Source organism: Pseudomonas sp. WC1, from assembly GCF_050586565.1.
Lineage (GTDB): Bacteria > Pseudomonadota > Gammaproteobacteria > Pseudomonadales > Pseudomonadaceae > Aquipseudomonas.
The window spans coordinates 19,717-41,148 of the sequence record NZ_JBOBDQ010000055.1 but is presented as its reverse complement, the minus strand read 5'-3'; the positions used below and the strand labels follow the sequence as shown (position 1 = coordinate 41,148).

The 21,432-nt window shown below is 64.2% G+C and carries 21 protein-coding genes and 1 tRNA gene; 14 read left to right on the top strand and 8 right to left on the bottom strand.

What is annotated here, in order from left to right; translation table 11 throughout:
• The first annotated feature begins 76 nt into the window (after positions 1 to 76).
• Complete coding sequence (locus tag ACQ4OD_RS21280) at positions 77 to 1,231, top strand: MFS transporter (RefSeq protein ID WP_139672751.1); 1,155 nt, start codon at positions 77 to 79, stop codon at positions 1,229 to 1,231.
• A complete protein-coding gene (locus tag ACQ4OD_RS21275) occupies positions 1,231 to 1,767 on the top strand; it encodes an oxidase (protein WP_198754630.1) in 537 nt (178 codons plus the stop codon). Before ACQ4OD_RS21280 ends, ACQ4OD_RS21275 begins: the two co-directional genes overlap by 1 nt.
• Before the next feature lie 76 nt (positions 1,768 to 1,843).
• On the opposite strand, the gene ACQ4OD_RS21270 is transcribed toward ACQ4OD_RS21275, so the two are convergent.
• Positions 1,844 to 2,116, bottom strand: a complete 273-nt coding sequence (locus ACQ4OD_RS21270) for a DUF3509 domain-containing protein (protein WP_046856587.1) — start codon at positions 2,114 to 2,116, stop codon at positions 1,844 to 1,846.
• 269 nt (positions 2,117 to 2,385) lie between these two features.
• On the opposite strand from ACQ4OD_RS21270, the gene ACQ4OD_RS21265 reads away from it, so the two are divergent.
• Together ACQ4OD_RS21265 and ACQ4OD_RS21260 are read left to right on the top strand one after the other, a co-directional pair.
• Positions 2,386 to 2,907, top strand: coding sequence for an ankyrin repeat domain-containing protein (locus tag ACQ4OD_RS21265; protein ID WP_430944875.1), 522 nt, complete (start codon positions 2,386 to 2,388; stop codon positions 2,905 to 2,907).
• A 62-nt stretch (positions 2,908 to 2,969) separates the two neighbouring features.
• Complete coding sequence (locus ACQ4OD_RS21260; protein ID WP_430944874.1) at positions 2,970 to 3,500, top strand: hypothetical protein; 531 nt, start codon at positions 2,970 to 2,972, stop codon at positions 3,498 to 3,500.
• Between the two features lie 33 nt (positions 3,501 to 3,533).
• On the opposite strand, the gene ACQ4OD_RS21255 is transcribed toward ACQ4OD_RS21260, so the two are convergent.
• On the bottom strand, positions 3,534 to 4,472 hold the full coding sequence (locus ACQ4OD_RS21255; protein WP_173862452.1) for a ZIP family metal transporter: 939 nt from the start codon (positions 4,470 to 4,472) through the stop codon (positions 3,534 to 3,536).
• Positions 4,473 to 4,599: 127 nt separating this feature from the next.
• Here ACQ4OD_RS21255 and ACQ4OD_RS21250 point away from each other — a divergent pair, with 127 nt between their 5' ends.
• From ACQ4OD_RS21250 to ACQ4OD_RS21235, 4 genes are all read left to right on the top strand, one after another.
• Positions 4,600 to 4,791, top strand: a complete 192-nt coding sequence (locus ACQ4OD_RS21250; protein ID WP_023629733.1) for a PLDc N-terminal domain-containing protein — start codon at positions 4,600 to 4,602, stop codon at positions 4,789 to 4,791.
• Positions 4,792 to 4,977: 186 nt separating this feature from the next.
• On the top strand, positions 4,978 to 7,053 hold the full coding sequence (locus tag ACQ4OD_RS21245; protein ID WP_139672742.1) for an LTA synthase family protein: 2,076 nt from the start codon (positions 4,978 to 4,980) through the stop codon (positions 7,051 to 7,053).
• Positions 7,054 to 7,198: 145 nt separating this feature from the next.
• The gene (locus ACQ4OD_RS21240) at positions 7,199 to 7,435 is read left to right on the top strand and encodes a hypothetical protein (RefSeq protein ID WP_102684200.1); all 237 of its coding nucleotides are present in this window, start codon (positions 7,199 to 7,201) and stop codon (positions 7,433 to 7,435) included.
• A gap of 185 nt (positions 7,436 to 7,620) precedes the next feature.
• Positions 7,621 to 7,953 (top strand): ribonuclease E inhibitor RraB, encoded by a 333-nt coding sequence (locus tag ACQ4OD_RS21235; protein WP_102684201.1) that lies wholly within the window; start codon positions 7,621 to 7,623, stop codon positions 7,951 to 7,953.
• 20 nt (positions 7,954 to 7,973) lie between these two features.
• On the opposite strand, the gene ACQ4OD_RS21230 is transcribed toward ACQ4OD_RS21235, so the two are convergent.
• On the bottom strand, positions 7,974 to 8,777 hold the full coding sequence (locus ACQ4OD_RS21230) for a c-type cytochrome (RefSeq protein ID WP_430944873.1): 804 nt from the start codon (positions 8,775 to 8,777) through the stop codon (positions 7,974 to 7,976).
• 528 nt (positions 8,778 to 9,305) lie between these two features.
• Between ACQ4OD_RS21230 and ACQ4OD_RS21225 the strand changes: the two genes are divergently transcribed.
• Complete coding sequence (locus ACQ4OD_RS21225; protein WP_139672736.1) at positions 9,306 to 10,040, top strand: amidotransferase; 735 nt, start codon at positions 9,306 to 9,308, stop codon at positions 10,038 to 10,040.
• Between the two features lie 73 nt (positions 10,041 to 10,113).
• Here ACQ4OD_RS21225 and ACQ4OD_RS21220 read toward each other — a convergent pair whose 3' ends face one another.
• From ACQ4OD_RS21220 to ACQ4OD_RS21210, 3 genes are all read right to left on the bottom strand, one after another.
• Positions 10,114 to 11,085: a magnesium and cobalt transport protein CorA gene (locus ACQ4OD_RS21220; protein WP_430944872.1), complete on the bottom strand. Its 972-nt coding sequence runs from the start codon at positions 11,083 to 11,085 to the stop codon at positions 10,114 to 10,116.
• 67 nt (positions 11,086 to 11,152) lie between these two features.
• Entirely contained in the window at positions 11,153 to 11,887 is a 735-nt protein-coding gene (locus ACQ4OD_RS21215; protein ID WP_430944871.1) for a lysophospholipid acyltransferase family protein, read from the bottom strand.
• Positions 11,888 to 12,071: 184 nt separating this feature from the next.
• Positions 12,072 to 12,761, bottom strand: coding sequence for a crotonase/enoyl-CoA hydratase family protein (locus ACQ4OD_RS21210; protein WP_110698132.1), 690 nt, complete (start codon positions 12,759 to 12,761; stop codon positions 12,072 to 12,074).
• 290 nt (positions 12,762 to 13,051) lie between these two features.
• Here ACQ4OD_RS21210 and ACQ4OD_RS21205 point away from each other — a divergent pair.
• A tRNA-Ser gene (locus ACQ4OD_RS21205) sits at positions 13,052 to 13,141 on the top strand.
• 159 nt (positions 13,142 to 13,300) lie between these two features.
• On the opposite strand, the gene ACQ4OD_RS21200 is transcribed toward ACQ4OD_RS21205, so the two are convergent.
• The gene (locus tag ACQ4OD_RS21200; protein ID WP_430944870.1) at positions 13,301 to 15,430 is read right to left on the bottom strand and encodes a TonB-dependent siderophore receptor; all 2,130 of its coding nucleotides are present in this window, start codon (positions 15,428 to 15,430) and stop codon (positions 13,301 to 13,303) included.
• A 234-nt stretch (positions 15,431 to 15,664) separates the two neighbouring features.
• Positions 15,665 to 16,042: a hypothetical protein gene (locus tag ACQ4OD_RS21195; protein WP_046856576.1), complete on the bottom strand. Its 378-nt coding sequence runs from the start codon at positions 16,040 to 16,042 to the stop codon at positions 15,665 to 15,667.
• 439 nt (positions 16,043 to 16,481) lie between these two features.
• On the opposite strand from ACQ4OD_RS21195, the gene ACQ4OD_RS21190 reads away from it, so the two are divergent.
• From ACQ4OD_RS21190 to ACQ4OD_RS21175, 4 genes are all read left to right on the top strand, one after another.
• The gene (locus tag ACQ4OD_RS21190; RefSeq protein ID WP_139672727.1) at positions 16,482 to 17,939 is read left to right on the top strand and encodes a serralysin family metalloprotease; all 1,458 of its coding nucleotides are present in this window, start codon (positions 16,482 to 16,484) and stop codon (positions 17,937 to 17,939) included.
• A 64-nt stretch (positions 17,940 to 18,003) separates the two neighbouring features.
• Positions 18,004 to 18,369 carry an AprI/Inh family metalloprotease inhibitor gene (locus tag ACQ4OD_RS21185; RefSeq protein WP_256659321.1) on the top strand — a complete coding sequence of 122 codons (366 nt, stop codon included), beginning with the start codon at positions 18,004 to 18,006 and terminating at the stop codon, positions 18,367 to 18,369.
• A gap of 44 nt (positions 18,370 to 18,413) precedes the next feature.
• On the top strand, positions 18,414 to 20,135 hold the full coding sequence (locus tag ACQ4OD_RS21180) for a type I secretion system permease/ATPase (RefSeq protein WP_110698140.1): 1,722 nt from the start codon (positions 18,414 to 18,416) through the stop codon (positions 20,133 to 20,135).
• Complete coding sequence (locus ACQ4OD_RS21175) at positions 20,132 to 21,424, top strand: HlyD family type I secretion periplasmic adaptor subunit (RefSeq protein ID WP_102684211.1); 1,293 nt, start codon at positions 20,132 to 20,134, stop codon at positions 21,422 to 21,424. The genes ACQ4OD_RS21180 and ACQ4OD_RS21175 overlap by 4 nt, the downstream gene beginning before the upstream one ends.
• Positions 21,425 to 21,432 lie beyond the last annotated feature (8 nt).

The window sequence follows — 21,432 nt, the reverse complement described above, 5'->3', positions numbered from 1 at the left end:
TCAAGCCTGCGGTAATCCTGTGGGAGCCGGCTTGCCGGCGATAGGGCAGGAACAGGTCATCACCAAGGGCCGAACGATGTCCTCCATCCCCTACTGGCGCCTCTCCAGCTTCTACCTCTTCTACTTCGCCCTGCTCGGCTCCACCGCGCCGTTCCTGGCCCTGTACTTCGACCACCTGGGCTTCTCCCCGGCGCGCATCGGCGAGCTGGTGGCCATCCCCATGCTCATGCGCTGCGTGGCCCCCAACCTGTGGGGCTGGCTCGGTGACCGCAGCGGCCAGCGCCTGCTGATCGTGCGCCTGGGCGCGCTGTCGACCCTGGCGACCTTCTCGCTGATCTTCTTCGGCAAGAGCTACGCCTGGCTGGCGCTGGTCATGGCGTTGCACGCCTTCTTCTGGCATGCGGTACTGCCCCAGTTCGAAGTGATCACCCTGGCCCACCTGCACGGCCAGACTGCACGTTACAGCCAGGTACGGCTATGGGGCTCGATCGGCTTCATCCTCGCCGTGGTGGGGCTTGGGCGCCTGTTCGAATGGCTGAGCCTGGACATCTACCCGCTGGCGCTGGTGGCGATCATGGCCGGTATCGTCGTTGCCAGCCTCTGGGTGCCCAATGCGCAACCCGTCGAGCAGGCCGAGCAGCGCGGGGCAGGGGGCTTTCTCAGGCAAGTGCGGGCGCCTGGGGTCCTGGCCTTCTATGTGTGCGTGGCCCTCATGCAGCTCAGCCACGGCCCGTACTATACCTTTCTCACCCTGCACCTGGAGCACCTGGGCTACAGCCGCGGCGCCATCGGCTTGTTGTGGGCGCTTGGCGTGGTGGCTGAAGTGTTGGTGTTCTTGGTCATGAGCCGGATCTTTGCCCGCTGTTCGGTGCGCAAGGTACTACTGGCCAGCTTCCTGCTGGCCGCGCTGCGCTGGCTGTTGCTGGGCAACCTGGCCGAAATCCCGGCGGTTCTGGTGTTCGCCCAGGTATTGCATGCGGCCACCTTCGGCTGTTTCCATGCAGCGGCCATCGCTTTTGTCCAGGCCAGCTTCGGCGCTCGCCAGCAGGGTCAGGGCCAGGCATTGTATGCGGCGCTGTCAGGTACCGGCGGTGCCTTGGGTGCCCTGTACTCGGGCTACAGCTGGAAACTGCTGGGCCCACACTTCACCTTTGGTATGGCCAGCGTCGCGGCGCTCGCGGCAGCCGTTATCATTGCCTTCCGACTTAAAGAAAGCAGGAACCACCCCTGATGAGCATCCTCAGCGTATTCGACCTGTCCAGTCCGGACCTGCCGCACAAGGTGCTGACCCACCACGACGACATCGCCGCGACCCTGGCCGAGCAGGGCGTGCGCTTCGGCCGCTGGCAGTCCGGCGCGCGCCTGCGCCCGGGCAGCAGCCAGGATGAAGTGGTCGCGGCGTGCCGTGGGCCGCTCGATCAACTGATGACCAAGCATGGCAGCGTGGTATTTGGCGTGCTCAGCCGCGATGGCGCCGACCTGAGCCAGGCCGACCTGCGTGATGAACATGTGCATGACAGCGATGAAGTGTTCGCGATGATCAGCGGGCGTGCACAGGTCAGCCTGCGCCTGGGCGGCGCGGTGTATGCCGTGCTGTGCGAGAAGGACGACGTGCTGCTGGTGCCGGCCGGCACGCGCCGCTGGTTGGACCTGGGGCCTAGCCCATTCTGCCTGGCCCTGCGGCTGTTCGGCAGCGAGCAGGGTGTGCCGCCACGCTTCACCGGAGACGCCATGGCGCGGCAATTTGCCGGTTTCGACGAGCTCTGAACGGATTCGCGGGGCAGCTTTTGCTCACACACCCTCCGAGGGTGAACAAAGGCTGCCCCGCGAACAGGTTGCGCGCTTAGCGGTAGGTCGGCAGGGCGAAGCGCTGCTGGCTCTGCAGCATGGAGATCACCGGCAGCTCGCTGGCTTGTTCGGCAAGGTCGCGGCGGATGGCGCTGATGGCCCACGACAGTTGCTCGGCACTGTGCAGCTGCGCGTAGGACAGCACCCGGCGGGTCACCACGCCGTCGCTGGCGCGCAGGGTCAGCAGCACGCCGCCGTCGGGGCGTGGCTGGGTGGCAACCTGGTAGGCGGCGAAGAGCGAGGCGAATTTTTGCTGGATGAGGTCCATATCAACTCCTGACTGTTGTACTGGCAGACTTGAGTTGAAGATTGCAGTGACCGTGCCAGCCTGTTATGAAAATAAAGTCATTTAAAAACAATAGGTTATGTTTATTTTTGGAGGCGCCTCCATTGCATTCTGCACGCCCGTGCATTTTGCACAGTGCATTTTGCACGGGTCATAGCCTGGCTCTCTGTCGCCGATAGAATCTGAACCTTGGACCTGTCGCTGCTGCCTGATGGAAACTTGGCCCATTGCCAGATGCCAGGAGGTTCCCGATGTCCGATCACCAGCCCGCCACCATGACCCCAGAAGAAACCGCAGCCTTCGCCGAGGAGGTCTTCGAGCGCGCCCGTCGCGGCGACGCGACAATGCTCGGCCGCCTGCTCGATAACGGCCTGCCCGCCAACCTGCGCAACCACAAGGGCGACACCTTGCTGATGCTGGCCAGCTACCACGGTCACCATGACGCCGTGCAGGTGCTGCTGGCCCATGGTGCCGATCCGCTGATCGCCAATGACAACGGCCAGTTGCCCATCGCCGGCGCCGCCTTCAAGGGCGACCTGGCAATGATCCGCCTGTTGCTGGAACACGGCGTACCGGTGGATGCCGCTGCCGCGGACGGCCGTAGCGCATTGATGCTGGCGGCAATGTTCAACCGCCTGGAGATCATCGACTACCTGTTGGCCCAGGGTGCCGACCCCGCGCACCGCGATGCCGCCGGCTCCACTGCGCTGATGGCAGCCCGCACCATGGGTGCGGTGAATAGCGCGGCACGGCTCGAAGCATTGGCCGGCTAACTGCCCGGGGGCTTTTGCGGCTATCCTTGGCGCCTTTCACGTCAACCGCAGGCCCCCCCCCCATGAAAGACCAGTTGCTCGAATTCATCAGCCTCATCGGCGCCGGTTGCATGCGCGATGAGGACATCGAGCGCATCGCCGCCGAGGCCGCCGAGGCCTACGCCGACCCCGCCGCCTTCCTCGCCGCCAATCCGGACATCAACTACGACGACAGCTTCCCGTTCCCGCTGGGTGAATGGGTGGTGGTCGGCAGCCTGCCCGATACCGTGCTGTTCCAGGCCGACAGCTACCAGGACCTGTTCCAGCAGATCAGCGACTCGTTCGACAAGAGCGTGCCCTTCACCCTCAAGCCCAAGCAGCTGGCGCGCACCGAGGCGCTCACCGCGCTCAACCGCATCCAGGTGCAGATGGGCGCGCTGAACAAGGAAGCCGGTGGCTATGTGCTGCTGAACTTCAGCCAATTGCTCGACGATGAGCTGCAGATGATCATGGTCGGACAGCACGACCTGGCCCGTGTGCTGGAGCTGGGCGAGGCCGTTGGTATCAAGGTGGAGCCGGCGCTGGAAGCGCTGAGGGTGGCAGTGCACATCTGAGCCGTTGCCGTCGCGGAGCCCGCGATCGGCCCATCAACCCAGCGCGGTATCGAGGAACATCATCACCGCGAAACCGCCCATCAACCCCAGCGTCGCCGCGGTCTGGTGCCCGTTGCGGTGGGTTTCCGGGATCACCTCGTGGGACACCACGAAGATCATCGCCCCCGCCGCCAGGCCCATGCTGATCGGGTAGGCCAGGGCGAAGCCGGTGGAAATGCCCAGGCCGATCACCGCGCCCAGCGGCTCCATCAATCCCGAGCCGATCGCCACCATCATCGCCTTGAAGTTCGACAGCCCCGTGGCGCGCAGGGCCAGGGCCACGGCCAGGCCTTCGGGGATATCCTGGATGGCGATGGCGCTGGTCAGCGGCAGGCCGATGGCCATGTCGCCATTGGCGAAACTCACGCCGATGGCCATGCCCTCGGGCAGGTTGTGCAGGGTGATCGCCAGCACGAACAGCCACACCCGGCTCACCCGCTCGGCCTGCGGGCCGCAGGGGCCGGTGCTTTCATGCTCGTGCGGAGTGAACCGGTCCAGGCCCAGCATCAGCAGCACCCCAAGGCCCATGCCCAGCACCACGGTGAAGGCCGCCGCCGGGCCGTTGCCGGTGATCTCGCGGGCGGCGTCCAGGCCGGGGAGGATCAGCGAAAACGAACTGGCGGCGAGCATCATGCCGGCGGCGAAGCCGAGCATGACGTCCTGCGTGCGCGCGCTGACATCACGCAGGATCACCGCCAGCACCGCGCCCAGAGCGGTGGCGCCGAAACCGGACAGGCCGCCGAGCAGTGCCAGGTGCAGGTGATCGGCATGGTCGCCGTTGACCGCGTTCCAGATGCTGGCCAGCAGCAATGCGCTGATGGCCAGCAGGCTCAGCACCAGGCCGGCGCTGAGCCAGGGTGTCTGCAGGGCCTGTTGCCGCCAGGCGCTGAGCAGGGAGTCAGGGGCGGCGCTTTGAGTGTGGGCGGGGGGCATGCGAACCTCGAGGGCAGTGGATAACAGCAGTCTATCCACTGACCGGCATTCCCGACCAAGGATTCCCTTCTATAGGGGCCATAGCCAGCTATGCTCTGCAGCACACACACCGTGCGGGAGCAGCACCATGGGGTCTACCTTCAACAGCCTGGTCGGCCTGATCATCCTGGCCCTGGACATCTGGGCCATTCTCAATGTGCTCAAGAGCGGCGCCGAGGTAGGGATCAAGGTGCTCTGGATCCTGCTGATCCTGCTATTGCCAGTGCTGGGGCTGATCATCTGGGCGATCGCCGGGCCGCGGGGCAATGTGCGGATCTGAAACCTCACGTCCCAACTGTGTAACTTTGTAAGGGCAGGCTACTCTCGACAAAATTTTCACACTCGATTTCTGAAAATCCGCGCCGCACAATGCGGCCTTGGTCTCACCTTGCCCACGAGGTCCAGACCACCAGGCTATTGGCGCTTTCGCCTTCCCGCAAACCGCAATCCTAGGACCTCTCCATTCATGGCTAACACGGACGCCTTGAAGCAACAGGGCGTGCGAGGCTCGTTCTCGCCGACCCTGAAATCCCACCTGGCCTACACGTTGCTCAGTGGCCTGGTGATCATGCTGATGCTCAGCCTGGTGCGCCTGGCGCTGCTGGCCTACAACAGCGACATGATCGGCGACACGCCGTACTCGACCGTCGCCGAAGGCTTCTTCAACGGCTTGCGCTTCGACCTGCGCGTGGTGGTGTACATCAGCATTCCGTTGCTGCTGGCGCTGCTCAGCCCCTGGCTGATGGCCCGGCGTGGCCTGTTCCGCTTCTGGCTGACCATCGCCTCGAGCGTGGTGATGTTCCTCGGCCTGATGGAGATGGACTTCTACCGCGAGTTCCACCAGCGCCTGAACGGCCTGGTGTTCCAGTACATCAAGGAAGACCCCAAGACCGTCATGAGCATGCTCTGGTACGGTTTCCCGGTGGTCCGCTACCTGCTGGCCTGGCTGGTCGGCACCTGGCTGCTGAGCCTGCTGTTCAAGGGCATCGACCGGTTGACCCGCGGCAACGGCAGCGCCCAGCTATCGGGCAGCCGCAAGCTGGCGCCCTGGTACGGTCGCCTGGCGGTGTTCATGGTGGTCCTGCTGGTGGCCGTGGTCGCCGCTCGCGGCACTCTGCGCCAGGGCCCGCCGATGCGCTGGGGTGATGCCTTCACCACCGACTCCAACTTCGTCAACCAACTGGGCCTGAACGGCACCCTGACCCTGATCGATGCCGCAAAGAGCCGCTTTGGCGAGGACCGCTCCAATATCTGGAAGCCCGTACTTGACCAACCGCTGGCCACCCAGACCGTGCGCGAGCAGCTGCTGACCGCCAACGACACCCTGGTCGATGCCGACGAGGCCGCGATCCGCCGTGACTTCGTGCCGCCCGCGGCGAACACGCTGGGGGTCAAGAACGTCGTGGTGATCCTCATGGAAAGCTTCGCCGGCCACTCGGTCGGTGCCCTGGGCAGCCCGAACAACATCACCCCGTACTTCGACAAGCTGGCCAAGGAGGGCCTGCTGTTCGACCGCTTCTTCTCCAACGGCACCCATACCCACCAGGGCATGTTCGCCACCATGGCCTGCTTCCCCAACCTGCCGGGCTTCGAATACCTGATGCAGACCCCGGAAGGCGGCCACAAGCTGTCCGGCCTGCCGGCGCTGCTCAGTGCCCGCGACTATGACGACGTCTACGTCTACAACGGCGACTTCGCCTGGGACAACCAGTCCGGATTCTTCGGCAACCAGGGCATGACCACCTTCATCGGCCGCAACGACTTCGTCGACCCGGTGTTCTCCGACCCGACCTGGGGCGTGTCCGACCAGGACATGTTCGACCGCGGCAACGAAGAGCTGGCCAAGCATGACGGCAAGAAGCCGATCTACGCGCTGCTGCAGACCCTCTCCAACCACACCCCGTACGCCTTGCCCAAGGACCTGCCGGTGGAAAAGGTCACCGGGCAGGGCCGCCTGGACGAGCACCTGACCGCCATGCGCTACTCCGACTGGGCGCTGGGCCAGTTCTTCGAGAAGGCGCGCAAGGAGCCGTACTTCAAGGACACCCTGTTCGTCATCGTCGGCGACCACGGCTTCGGCAACCACCAGCAGGTCACCGAGCTGGACCTGGGCCGCTTCAACGTGCCGCTGCTGCTGATCGCCCCAGGCATCCAGGAGAAGTTCGGCGCGGTCAACCATACCGTGGGCACCCAGGTCGACATCGTGCCGACCATCATGGGCCGTCTCGGTGGCCAGGCCCGCCATCAGTGCTGGGGGCGCGACCTGCTCAACCTGCCTGAGGGCGACCAGGGCGTGGGCATGATCAAGCCGTCGGGCAGCGAGCAGATCGTCGGCCTGGTGCAGGGCGACCGCATTCTCATCGAGTCCAAGGACATGACCCCGCGGATGTACCGCTACCAGCTGGGCCGCGAGTTCAAGGCCGAGCTGATCGACAGCCCCGACCAGCCGGAAATGCTCAAGAAACTCGAGGCCTACATCCAGACGGCAACCAAGAGCCTTCTGGACAATACCGCCGGTGTCGTCCACGGCACGCCGAAGTAGCAGCGCCCAGTGGTCTCAGGAAGCCCGCCGTTGACTGGCGGGCTTTTTTCATGCGGTTTCATGCATGCGGCTGAACATTTGCCGCTGTGCCATGGTCAAGCTAGTACGCAGTTCAATTCACCGTTGTGCCAGCGAGGGCTGATCGATGAAAGCATGGGAAGTCAGCTTTGCCGACCAGAAGGGCGAGCTTAAGACGCTGCTGCTCAACGCCGAGCAATGCCCCAGCGAGGAAGACGCCGCACGCGCCATCCGTTCGAGTTTGTTTCCGCTCATGGATGAGCTTGACCTCAATGACTTCCAGGACCGCAGCTTTTCCCCCACGGCACGCTGGCTCAAGGAGCAGAGCGGCGTGACCATCACCACCATTCGCCAGCTACCCTGAGCCGCCTCGCTCTGGCGCAGTGCCTGCACAGGCACTACGCTGGAGACAGGCGCCGGCCAAATCTGCGGGTCCGCGTCGATTCCACTCGCGTCTTGCATCAGCTCGAATTGCCAGGCATGGCACGCTTGCCAGGCAGGTGCCTTGTGCACTGAAAGTCTATCCATTGCTTTGCAGGAGGACGTTTCATGAGCAGCCAATACGACGACGTCAGCAGCAATGTCCTGCGCCAGATGAAAGCTGGCGGTTTCGATTTCACCCGCATCCATCCCATCGAGTTCTATGCCGTGTTTCCCGACGAGGCCGCCGCGCGCCGGGCGGCGGTGCAGTTCCGTGGCGAGTCGCTCAGCGCCCAGGTGAGCGAGCGCGATGATGGTGCCTGGCACCTTGAGCTGAGCAAGGTGATGTACGCCACCCATGGCGGCATCGGCGCTTTCGAGCAGGCCTTCGAACGGCTCGTGTCACCCCATGGCGGCGAGGTCGAGGGGTGGGGCGTCAAGCAGGAACGGCCGATTGCCTAGGCAATGCGGCCCCGTGCACCCTACCGTTGTTTGCGCCCGGCCATATGTTTCAGGTATGCCAGCAATGCATCGAGTTCCTGATCGCTCAGCACCTGGGTGGAGAACCCGGGCATCTTGGCCTGCGGCCAGTGCCGCAGGCTCTGCGGATCACGAAGATATTGGCGCAGGAATGCCGGCTGAAAGTATTCGGTGGGGTTGTGCGGCAGGTTCAGGTCCGGGCCCAGGTGCGCATCGCCAGCGCCATTGAGGCGGTGGCAGGCCAGGCAATTCTGCTGGAACAGGGCAAAACCCTGGCGCACCGGATCCGCATTGGACAGCGCTGGGGCGGGCAACAGGGCGGGGAAGCGCGCCTCGACCGGTGCCAGGCTGCGAATCCTGGCGATCTGGAACGGCCATTGCTCCGGGCGGATGCCGCCCGCCTCGGGTTGGGTCCACACCAGATAGAACGGCCCGGCTCCCGGCTTGCCCTGGCCGAGTGGCGGCCAAGGCTGGGCGTTGTCCTCGATGGCCAGCCAGGCTTGTGCCGGGCCTGGCTGCAACAGCGGGCCGGCGGGCATTTCTGCTGCGAAACCGTCGAGGGCCACCGCCTGCAGGTGGTCGCTCGGTTTCACGCCCTCGAGCAATGCTGCCAGCGGTACGGCGCGGTAATGCATGGTGCGTTTGTAGGCAACGTCCTGTTCAATAGTGACGTCCCGCGCTTGGGGATGGGTGAGCAGTTGCTCGCTCTGCCAGTGCCGGCTGCCGTTACCCAGTTCGAGGGTCAGTTGCGCGGCCGCCGCTGGCAGGGGAATCAGCAAGCAGAGCAGGGTAAGGCACAGGCGCATGGGTGATCTCCAACCATCAAGGTCGGCAGGTTACCCATGCACGGTCGGAAAAGGCCACTGCCGCGATCAACCGAACAACCGGGTGAGGTTGGGCAGGATCAGCAGCAGGGTCGTGGCGAAGAGTATGAGCCCGGCTTGGCGTACTTTGGATTGTCTGAACATGGCGGACCGCCTTCTTGTTGTTATTCCTGAATAACCCTTGGCTTCCTTGTCTGGCTTCGGGTCGATCGCAGTGGCGTGATCGAACGCCCTCACTGCTTGCCGCGTGTTTGTGGATATACAACCAACACTAGGGCCCGCGTCATCCCTGTTTCAGAACCCTTTGCTCTAAAAAAAATCATGTCGATTCCTCATGGCTTTAAGGCCACTGGCCACCCCGCTGGCACGCTGACGCTAGACGAGTGCGCGGCAAGGGTTACCAAGGGTTACAGGGCCTACCGTTCGTCTGGACATCCTACTTGCTTGTGTAGCCCTTTCGCGTCAGTCTCTACAGCAAATCCCACCCACATGTCGTTCAGGACTACCGCTATGTCGTTACGCATCTGCATCCTTGAAACCGATGTCCTGCGGCCGGAGTTGATCGCGCAGTACCAGGGCTACGGAAGGATGTTCGAGCAGCTGTTTTCACGCCAGCCGATCGCCGCCGAGTTTGATGTGTACAACGTGATGAACGGCGACTATCCGCCGGCTGAGCGGACTTTCGATGCCTACCTGGTGACCGGCAGCAAGGCCGACTCGTTCGGCGATGATCCGTGGATCCAGACGCTCAAGGCCTACCTGCTCAAGCTGTATGAGCGGGGCGAGAAGCTGCTGGGGGTGTGTTTCGGTCACCAATTGTTGGCGTTGACCCTCGGCGGCAAGGCCGAGCGCGCCGACAAGGGCTGGGGCGTGGGCATCCACCGCTACAGCCTGGCGGCCCATGCGCCGTGGATGGACCCGCAGGTGTCCGAGCTGACCCTGCTGATCAGCCACCAGGACCAGGTCACCGAGCTGCCCGAAGGGGCTACGGTGATCGCCTCGAGCGATTTCTGCCCCAACGCCGCCTACCACATCCGCGACCAGGTGCTGTGCTTCCAGGGGCATCCGGAGTTCGTCCACGACTATTCCCGGGCGCTGCTCGACGCGCGCCAGGCCTCGTTGGGCGACGAGGTCTATGCCAAGGCGGTGGCCAGCCTTGCCACCGAGCACCAGGGGGATCTGGTGGGCGAGTGGATGCTGCGCTTCGTCCAGCAGTCGGTGAAGGCCGGGGATAGCATTGCCTGATCAAGCGAGGCCGCTTTGCGGCCTTTTCGCCGGCAAGCCGGCTCCCACAGGGTTGAAAGCGCTCCCGGCGATCCTAAAGCCACCCCGAGCGCTTGAAACTGAAATACAGCCCCGAACACCCAAGGCCGATCACCCCCAGCACGGCAAAGTAGCCGTAGTGCCAGCCCAGCTCTGGCATGTTCTGGAAATTCATCCCGTAGATCCCGGCAATCGCCGTGGGAAACGCCAGGATTGCCGCCCAGGCGGCGAACTTGCGCTGGGTGATGCTTTGCCGTGACGACTCCAGCAGCATGCCGATCTCGATGGTCTGGCTGGCGATGTCGCGGATGCCGGCCAAATCTTCCATCTGCCGGGTCACGTGGATCTGCACGTCGCGAAAGTACGGGCGCATGTTCTTGTCGATGAACGGGAAGCTCAGGCGCTGCAGCTCCTCGCTGATTTCCACCATCGGCGCCACGTAGCGGCGCAGGCGCAGGATGTCCCGGCGCAGGCTGTGCAGGCGCTGGATGTCTTCTTCCTTGAGCGAGTTGCTGAGCACGCTCTGCTCCAGCTCCTCGATCTCGCCGTGGATAGCCTCGCTCACCGGCTGGTAGTTTTCGGTGACGAAATCCAGCAGGGCGTAGAGCACGAAGTCCTCGCCGTGCTCAAGCAGCAAGGGGCGCGCCTCGCAGCGCTGGCGCACCAGGGCGTAGGACTTTGAGTGGCCGTTGCGGCAGGTGATGATGTAGCCGTTGCCGGCGAAGATGTGGGTTTCGATGAATTCCAGCCGGCCTTCGTGCCGCACCGGCGAATAGGTGACGATGAACAGCGCATCGCCGAAGGTTTCCAGCTTTGGCCGGCTGTGTTTCTCCAGGGCGTCCTCGATGGCCAGCTCGTGCAGGCCGAACTGGCGCTGCAGGTTGGCCAGTTCCTCGGCGTTGGGCTCTTCCAGGCCGATCCATACGAAGTGCCCGGGCTTGCGCGCCCAGTCGGCGCCTTCGTCGAGGCTGATGTTGGTGACCTTCCTGCCGGCGCTGTAGACCGCCGCCGCGACGACTCGACCCATGGTTGTCCGCTTATTCGATTGAACACGCTACACAGCTTGGGCTGTGTAGCGGCGCGGGGCAAGTCTGCTATGGGACAGAGGGGCAGGGCGCGGTGAGCTCGCTGTCCATATGGTCGATGCAATGCTGCATCTGGCTGCGGCACTGTTCGATCAGCGCGGGCAGGTCCTGTTGGGTCAGGCCCGCAGTGGCGATGGGGGCCAGCGAGCGGATGACCACTGTGCGCTGGCGCCAGCTGTTCAGGCTCAGGCGCCTGGTGTAGCGGCTGACGCATACCGGTACGATCGGCACGCCGGCCTCGATCGCCATGTGGAAAGCGCCTTTCTTGAACGCCAGCAACTGTTCGCCGGGGTTGCGCGTGCCCTCGGGGAAGATCCAGATCGAAGTATCGTCGCGCAGGGTCCGGGTGGTGGTCTGCATGGCCTTGCGTGCCTGATAGGCGTTCTTGCGGTCGATCAGCACATTGCCGCCCAGCCAGAACAACTGGCCGAACAGCGGGATCCAGCCCAGGCTCTTCTTGCCGATGGCCACGGTACGCCGGGGCACCACCTGGCCGAGGATGAACAGGTCATAGTTGGACTGGTGGTTGGCGATGATCACGCAGCCGGGGGGCTGGTCCCACAGCGGGCCGACCTCGGCCTTGACCTTGATGCGCAGCAACCAGGCGGCCGGTACGCTGTACAGGCGGGCGAACAGGCGGCTGTTGTCGGGATTGAACGGGCGCAGCAGGCCGATCACCAGGCCGATGACACCCACGAGCAGGAAGTGCAGCGCCAACAGGAGCATGCGAAGCATATAAAGCATGGTACGACTCACACCGGACAGTCGCGGCGCAGTGTACGGGTGTGCACTGGTGGGGGCAAACGTTGCTGTAGCGTGGGAGGTCAAGTGGGAGCGGGCTTGCCCGGCGATGGCGTCACACTGGGTGATCGCATCGCGGGGAAAGCCCGCTCCCACAAAGTCCTGTGAGGAAAATCCCTGGACGGACTCAGCCCAGGTGGTTCTGGTCCGCGAGAATCGCCTCGTCCAGCGCCTCCAGCAGGCCCTTGCGCACCTTCAGCTTGGTGTTCTTGTGCGCCAGCATGTTCAGCTTCTTCATTTCGCGGGCGGCGGCCAGGGCGGTTTCGTGCAGCTTTTCAGCTGGCACCACCTTGTCGAGGAAGCCGGCTTCCCGGGCACCCTGCGGGTCGAACACTTCGGCATTGTTCACCGAGCGCTGGAATGCCGCACGGCCGAGGCGGTCACGGGCCAGCTCGATACCGGCGTGGTGCATGGTCATGCCGATCTGCACTTCGTTCAGGCAGATCTTGTAGGGGCCTTCAACACCGATGCGGTAGTCGCCCGACAGCAGCAGGAAGGCGCCCTTGGCCACGGCATTGCCGGGGCAGGCGACGATCACCGGGAAGGGGTGCGACAGCAGGCGCCGGGCCAGGGTGGAGCCGGCGGTGACCAGGCCCACGGCCTCCTTGGGGCCGGCGGTCATCACCTTGAGGTCGTAGCCGCCGGAGAGGATGCCCGGCTGGCCGGTGATGATCACCACCGCGCGTTCCTCGACGGCGCGATCGAGCGCGGCATTGAAGGCTTTGATCACATCCGGGGAGATGGCATTGACCTTGCCGTTGTTCAGGGTCAGGGTGGCGATGCCGTCTTCGGCGTGGTAGGTAATCAGCTCGCTCATGGCAGAGTCCTTTGGATGGCGTGGCGACGACGTTACCCAGCGGCGCCGGCCAGGTAAAGCACCAAGGCTGACTGGTCGGTCAGCGCCGCGCCGCCGTGCCTTGCGCCATCTGGGCAGCGCTGAGCGGGTGGGAAAAAGCGCTGGGCACAATGGCAGCATTGCCCTGATTGGCCAGAGTTTTCGGCCGATTGCCTTAAGCGCATGAAAATTCTGAAAAAAATGCTTGCCAAGTAAAAGCTCTTCTACTAAATTAGCGCGCCTCGACAGGCTGAATAGCTTGAAGAGAAAACGGTGAAGTGTCCGAGTGGTCGAAGGAGCACGCCTGGAAAGTGTGTATACGAGAAATCGTATCAAGGGTTCAAATCCCTTCTTCACCGCCACATTCTACGAGAAGCCCTCGAATCGAAAGGTTCGGGGGCTTTTTGTTTGTCGCTTTGTTTTTACCTGTGCGATCGCATCGCCGGCAAGCCGGCTCCCACAAGGTAATGCGATCTCCCGTGGGAGCCGGCTTGCCGGCGATGGGCTGCGAAGCAGCCCCTTTAGAAACTTACTGAGGCCGACAGCCGTGCCGTGCGCGGCGCTCCCTGGAATAGGTAGTTGTCGCCCAGGTAGTCGCCCACGTCGCGCCAGTAGCGCTTGTCGAAGACGTTGTCCACGGTCAGGCGCAGCACGGTGTCGTAGCCGCCGATGTTCGTGCGGTAGCGGCTGCCGATGTCGAACACCGTGTAGCCGCCGACTTCGACATTGCCTGCTGAGCTTGCGTACTTGCTGGCGCTGTAGCGGGCGCCGCCGAGCAGGGCCAGGCCGGGGACGGGGAGGGCGTAGTCGGCCTGCAGCGCGGCGCGCAGGCGCGGCACGTTGATCGCCTGGTGGCCTTCGTAGGCGACGGTGTCGCTGTTCTGCACCCGGGCGCGGATCGCCGCGGCGCTGGCCTGGATCTGCAGGTTGGAGGTGACCCAGCCGCTGGCGCCGAGTTCGAGGCCGGTGTTCTTCTGCTGGCCCGACTGCACGTAGGTCGGCGCCGGGTTTTCATCGGGGCGGGCGTACTGGTAGGCCTGGCGGATCTGGAACAGGGCCGCGCTGAAACTCATGCCCTGCCAGTCACGCTTGATGCCGACTTCGAGCTGGCGCGACAGGGTGGGGGCGAGGATTTCGAACGCGTTGCTGGCGAACCACGGTGCCGTGCCGCCTGCGGAAAGGCCTTTCGCGTAGCTGGCGTAGAGCGTGGTATCAGGCTGTGGTTTGTAGATCAGTGCGGCATTGGGTAGTAACTGGTACTGCTGGGTATGGCGATTGGCAACACCGTTCTCGTCCCAGGTTTTCTCATCCAGGCGTACTTCCCGGGCACCGATCACCGTCTGCCAGTGTTCGTTGAAGGTGATGCGGTCGCTAAAGAACAGGCCGTACTGGCGGCTGTCCAGGCGGCGCTCACTGCTGCCAATGGGCTTGTCCGACGGCTCCACGGCTGGCGCACCGGTATGGATGTTGCCCGTACCTCGCCACTCGTTGTAGCCCGGTCGCTGGTCGAGCGTGCGGCGTTGCGCGCTGGTACCGACGGTCAGCTCGTGGCCCACGCCCAAGGCATCGAAGCGCCCGTCGAGCGTGGCCTGGGCTTCGTCGATGCGACGGGTATCGTCAGGGCTGCGGAAATCGTAGATGTCGTAGTCGCCATTGCTGCCGAAGTAGGACCCTTCGCTCGAACCCCAGGCGAATGCGCTGTAGTCATCGATTACCACCTTGCTGCGCGAGGCGCTCAAGGTACCGTTCCAGTTGTCGTTGAACTGGTACTTGAAGCGCCCGCCCAGGTTGAGCGAGTCGTTCTGCACGGGTTTGGCCCACGACTGCCAGGCCAAGTGATCCTTGGGGTCGACGCCATGGGGCAGTTGGGTGCCGCCGAGCAGTTGATACCCCGGCACCGAATACTGCTCGCGATGCTGGTATTCGGCGTCCAGTTCCAGCACGGCATTCGGGTTGAGCTGCCAGTCGAGGGCCAGGGAGGCGAAGTCGCGCTTGCCGTCGGCATGATCGACATACGAGCGGATATCCTCGTGAGCAAGGTTCACCCGCAGGCCCAGCTGGCGCTCGGCGCCGAACCAGCCGCCCAGGTCGGTGGCCAGGTAGCGTTCGCCCTGTTCGTTGCTCGACACGCTGAGGCTGCGTACATCCTCCGGGCGCTTGGTCACATAGTTGACCAATCCGCCGGGCTCCGACACGCCGCTCTGCAACCCGGACAGCCCCTTGAGCAGCTCCACCTGCTGCTTGTTCTCCAGCGCCACGTTCTGCTCGCCGGCGATGGTCTGGCCGTTGACCCGGTAGCTGCTGGCGGCGTTGAGCTCGAAGCCGCGCACGTTGAAGTTTTCGTAGTAGCCGATCGGCGCATAGCTTTCGCCCACCGAGGCATCGCTCTGCAGCACCTCGCTCAGCTTGCGCACCTGGCGGTCGTCCAGCAGCTGGCGGCTGAACACGCTGACCGCTGCCGGGGTGTCGAGCAGCGGTGTGCTGTGCAGGCCGCCGACCTGGGCTTCGCGTGCCTGGTAGCCGCTGTCCTGAACATCCGAGATGCGCACGGGGGCCAGGGCCACACTGTCGTCGGCAAGGCCATGGCCACTGTGCAGGGCAAGGCCCAGGCCGAGCAGGCCCAAGGGTAGGCGGGGGCGAAGCGGGGTCATGCAAGGCTCCTTGAAAAGCGGACGCGCCGTTATCGCTCGGCAGCTGTCGGGCAGGCAAAAGGGCGCCATGGTAGCAGGCTGCCGAGCCTTTCAGGGATGCAGGGGCAGACGTGGGATTGGCGCACCGCCGTTCCCACCGATACCGCGCAATGCAGAGGCATGCGCGTTTCCTATGGGAGCCGGCTTGCCGGCGATGACGCCAGTACAGTCAATACGAACGAAGCGGGGCGCGATTCAGGCCGCCGCCGGGCGCTGGTGCCGACGCCAGCTGTCGTCGATCTTCGACCAGGTCTTGCCGTCGGTGATGGCCAACAGCTTGCGGCCATCCTTGAAGGTGGCGAGGAAGGTGACTTCTTCCTCCTTGCCGCCCAGCAACAGGCCGGCGAGCAGGCCGACCGGGCCGGCCACCAGGGCGCCGGCCACCCCCCACCCCAGGGCGGTGCCCAGGCTGCGGGTCGATTCGAGGTTGGCCAGTTTCAGATCCTTGATCCGCGCCAGTGAAATGCGCTCGCCGGGCGAAGGGCTGCGCGGGGTCTTGAGTGTGAGCGCTCCATTGCGATACTCGCCTTCACCTTGCAAGAAATCGCCGGATTGCACCGTGAGTCTTGTCATTGTGTCGTCCTGTCAGGAAGGGGCTTTGACCAGCGCCTACTGAGCGCTCCGCACGCTGGCAAGTCAACGCCGAGGCGACGGAGGGTCGTGCGGCAGGTTGTCGCGTAGTAAAGCGCCTAAACGAAGCGTTGATGGCAAACCACAGGCACAAGTCGCATTTTCGAAAGTAAACTTCGAATCGTCGTCTATAAAGCCTTGGGGGCATGATTGGAACTAATGCTTGCAGCTGCCGCCATTGATCCATCGCAGTTTGCGCAAATAAGTGCGATGCAGTTGAGTTTTCGAAAACGAAAAAATGACGCCAAAAAACGCTGGACATTAAGTTTCAATGTGTGTCAGTTTTTTTGCGCCTCATAAAGGCGAGTGACAGGAAGTTCTCGCCAGGTGGGAAATCCTGTCTGACATCAACTGCTTTTTTGTAAACAAGGAAGTAACCTGCATGTCGAAAGTCAAAGAAAGCGCTATTGTTTCGGCCGTTTCCGCATTGCAGCCGAAGGGACCAAGTTCGTCCTTCGGCCTGATCGATAGCTTTGCCCACCAGTACGATCGCGGCGGCGCGAACATCAATGGCAAGAAGTCCTTCACGGTCGACCAGGCCGCCGACCACCTCCTGCGTGATGGCGCAGCCTGGAAGGACCTGAACAAGGACGGCACGATCAGCCTCACCTACACCTTCCTGACCAAGGCACCGTCTGACTTCTACAGCCGCGGACTGGGCTCGTTCAGCCAGTTCAGCGACCTGCAGAAACAACAGGCCAAGCTCTCCATGCAGTCCTGGTCGGACGTGGCCAAGGTCACCTTCACCGAGGCAGGATCGGGCGGCGACGGTCACATGACCTTCGGTAACTTCAGCGCCAGCAACGGCGGCGCGGCATTTGCCTACCTGCCGTTCGACGGCCCGGGTTCGCACAAGGGCGAGTCCTGGTACCTGATCAACAGTGGCTACCAGGTCAACATCACCCCGGGCACCGGCAACTACGGGCGCCAGACCCTGACCCACGAGATCGGCCACGTGCTCGGCCTGTCCCACCCTGGCGACTACAACGCCGGCGAGGGCAACCCGACCTACCGTGACGCCGACTACGCCCAGGACACCCGTGGCTACAGCGTCATGAGCTACTGGAGCGAAAGCAACAACGGGCAGAACTTCATCAAGGGCGGCGGGCAGTACTACGCCTCGGCTCCGTTGATGGATGACATCCTGGCGATCCAGAAGCTCTACGGCGCCAACTATGCCACCCGCGCCAGCGACACCACCTACGGCTTCAACTCCACCGCTGATCGCGACTTCTACTCGGCCACCTCGGCCTCGTCGAAGCTGGTGTTCTCGGTGTGGGACGGTGGCGGCAACGACACCTTCGACTTCTCTGGCTTCACCCAGAACCAGAAGATCAACCTCAACGAAGCGTCGTTCTCCGATGTTGGCGGCATGGTCGGCAACGTATCCATCGCCAAGGGCGTGACCATCGAAAACGCCTTCGGCGGCTCGGGCAACGACCTGCTGATCGGCAATGCGCTGGCCAACGTGCTCAAGGGTGGTGCCGGCAACGACATCATCTACGGCGGCAGCGGTGCCGACCAGCTGTGGGGCGGCAGCGGCGCGGACACCTTCGTGTTCGCCGCCGTCAGCGACTCGACCAAGGCGGCGCCGGACCGCATCATGGACTTCACCTCGGGCGTGGACAAGATCGACCTGTCGGCCATCTCCGCGTTCGCCGTGAACAAGCTGCCGTTGCAGTTCGTCAATGCCTTCACCGGCCATGCCGGCGAGGCGCTGCTGACCTACGACCAGGCCACCAACCTGGGCAGCCTGTCCATCGACTTCACCGGAAACGCCTCGGCTGATTTCCTGGTGACCACCGTTGGCCAGGCCGCTGTCACCGACATCGTGGTCTGATGTACCAGGGGGCGGCGCTCGCGCGTCGCCCTTTTGTCGGCGAGGCAGACGAATGAAAGCAACCTTGCGAACGATCGCGCTGGCCGCGATTGCCCTGATGTCGATGACCGAGGTAGGTATGGCGAGCAGCCTGTTACTCCCCAACGCCGCGCAAATGGCCGGTGATTGGACGCTTTACTCCGAACAGCCGCAGGCGCAAACCTGCAACCTGCACCTGGGCGCCAACGAAGGCGAAATCGAAGGCGAGCTGGATTGCGCCAGGGACCTGCTGGGCCTGCGCCCCGGCAGCTGGCTGGTAACCCCCGACACCCTGGCCCTGGTGGGCGGCGACGGCAGCAGCGTGGTGCACTTCAGCCGCGAGGGCGCCAGGCGTTACGCCTGGACCCGGCCGGACGGTACGCAACTGGTGCTCAAGCGCCTGGACAAATAACCCCGGCCTGAAACTTCAAAGTTTCAGGCAAGCAAGGGCGAAACATGAAACTACCGAGCAAAAAGCCCGGGGCGCCTTTGTGGGCGGCACTCGGCGAACATAAGTCGACCTTGATCAGCGTCGGCTGTTTCACGGCATTGATCAACTTGCTCATGCTGGTGCCGTCGATATATATGCTTCAAGTGTACGACCGTGTACTGAGTTCGCAGAGCACGACAACTTTGTGGGTGCTGACGCTGATGGTGGTCGGCTTCTTCGTTTATATCGGCGGGCTTGAAGCCGTACGCAGTTTCATTGTCATTAGGGTCGGCAACCAGTTGGAAAAGACGTTCAATATGAAGGTCTACCGCGCCGCCTTCGAACGCAATCTGCGCCAGCGTGACGGTGCCGCTGGCCAGGCCCTGGGCGACCTCACCCAACTGCGTCAGTTCATCACCGGCCCCGCGCTGTTCGCCTTCTTCGATGCGCCCTGGTTCCCCATCTACCTGGCGGTGATCTTCGCCTTCAACGTCTGGCTGGGCGTGATGGCGACGGTCGGCGCGCTGCTGTTGATTGCCCTGGCCATCCTCAACGAGCGCCTCACCCACGCCACCCTGGCCGAGGCCAGTGGCATCCAGCAGCAATCGACACTGCTGGCTGGCAGCCAGCTGCAAAGCGCCGAAAGCATCCAGGCCATGGGCATGCTCGGTGCCCTGCGTCAGCGTTGGTACAGCTTGCACGGGCGTTTTCTCGATCTGCAGAACAAGGCCAGCGACACCTCGGCGGTGATCACCGCCACCAGCAAGGGCCTGCGCCTGTGCCTGCAATCGCTGGTACTGGGGCTGGGCGCGCTGCTGGTGATCGAGGGGCAGATGACCCCGGGCATGATGATCGCCGGCTCCATCCTCATGGGCCGGGTGCTGGCGCCGATCGACCAGTTGATCGCGGTGTGGAAGCAATGGAGCGGCGCGCAGCTGGCCTACCAACGCCTGGACGGGCTGCTGCGCGAACACCCCGAGCCGCCGACGCCGATGCCCTTGCCGGTGCCCACCGGGCAACTGGCGGTGGAGCAGGTCAGCGCCGGCCCGCCCGGGCGTAACCTGGCCACCCTGCAACAGGTGAACTTCGCCCTGGCGCCGGGTGAACTGCTCGGCGTGCTGGGGGCTTCGGGGTCGGGCAAGTCGACCCTGGCCAAGGTGCTGGTCGGCGTCTGGCCGACCCTCGGCGGCCATGTGCGCCTCGATGGCGCCGAGCTCAGCCAATGGGACCGCGACGCGTTGGGCCCGCACATCGGCTATCTGCCGCAGAACATCGAGTTGCTGCGCGGCAGCATCGCCGAGAACATCGCCCGCTTTGGCGAGCTGGACGGCATCAAGGTGGTCGAGGCGGCTCGCCTGGCGGGCGTGCATGACCTGATCCTGCGCCTGCCCCAGGGCTACGACACGCGCCTGGGCGAGGAGGGGGTGGACCTCTCCGGCGGCCAGAAGCAGCGCATTGCCCTGGCCCGCGCCCTGTACGGCGATGCCCGGCTGATCGTGCTCGACGAACCCAACTCCAACCTCGACAGCCACGGCGAGGCCGCCCTGGCCAACGCCATCGTCCAGCTCAAGGCCCAGGGCCGCACCGTGGTGCTGGTGACCCACCGCAGCGCGGCGTTGGCCCAGGCCGACAAGCTGCTGGTGATGAACGAAGGGCGCATGCAGGGCTTCGGCCCGGCTCGCGATATCCTCCACGCCATGGGCCAGGCCCCGGCGCAACGACCCCTGCAAGCCGGAGGTGGCGCATGAGCCAGCACACCCGTGATGCCCGTTTCCATGTCCGCCTGGGATGGTGGCTGACCCTGGTCGGTTTCGGCGGTTTCATGGCCTGGGCCAGCCTCGCCCCGCTCGATCAGGGCGTGCCGGTGCAAGGTACCGTGGTGGTGTCGGGCAAGCGCAAGGCGGTGCAGTCCATGGGCGCGGGCGTGGTCAGCCGCATCCTGGTCAGCGAAGGCCAGCTGGTGCGCCAGGGCGAGCCGCTGTTCCGCCTCGACCGCACCCAGGTGCAGGCCGACGTCGATGCGCTGCAGGCCCAGTACCGCATGACCCGCGCCGCCTTGGCGCGCTGGCAGAGTGAGCGCGACAACCTCGGCCAGGTGCAGTTTCCCACGGAGTTGCTCGAAGACGCCGACGCCCGCCTGGCGCTGATCCTCGAAGGCCAGCGCCAGCTGTTCGACAGCCGCCGTCAGGCCCAGGCCCGCGAGCAGGGCGCCCTGGCTGCCAGCATCGACGGCTCCCAGGCCCAGCTGACCGGCATGCGCCGGGCGCGCGGCGACCTGCAGGCTCAGGCCGACTCGTTGCGCGAGCAGCTCGACAGCCTGCGCCCGTTGGCCGGCGAGGGCTATATCCCGCGCAACCGCGTGTTGGAATACCAGCGCCAGCTGTCGCAGGTGCAGCGCGACCTGGCGCAGAACGCCGGCGAAAGCGCGCGCCTGGAGCAGGTGATCGTCGAAGCCCGGCTCAACTTGCAGCAGCGCCGCGAGGAGTACCAGAAAGAGGTGCGCAGTCAGCTGGCCGAAGCCCAGGTCAAGGCCGCGACCCTGGAGCAGCAGCTCAACTCCGCGCACTTTGAACTGCAGCACAGCGAGATCATCGCGCCGGCCGACGGCATCGCGGTAAACCTTGGCGTGCACACCGAAGGCGCCGTGGTGCGGGCCGGCGATACCCTGCTGGAAATCGTGCCCCAGGGCACCGCGCTGGAAGTGGAAGGGCGCCTGCCGGTGAACCTGGTGGACAAGGTGGCACCGCAGTTGCCGGTGGACATCCTGTTCACCGCCTTCAACCAGAACCGCACGCCGCGGGTGACCGGGGAGGTGGCGCTGGTGTCGGCCGACCAGCTGATCGACGAGCGCAGCGGCCAGCCGTACTACGTACTGCGCAGCACTGTCAGCGAAGAAGCGCTGGCGCGTCTCGAGGGGCTGGCGATCCGCCCGGGCATGCCCGCCGAGCTGTTCGTGCGCACCGGCGAGCGCTCGCTGCTCAACTACCTGTTCAAACCCCTGCTCGACCGTGCAGGCACCGCCTTGACCGAACAATAAGGACCGCC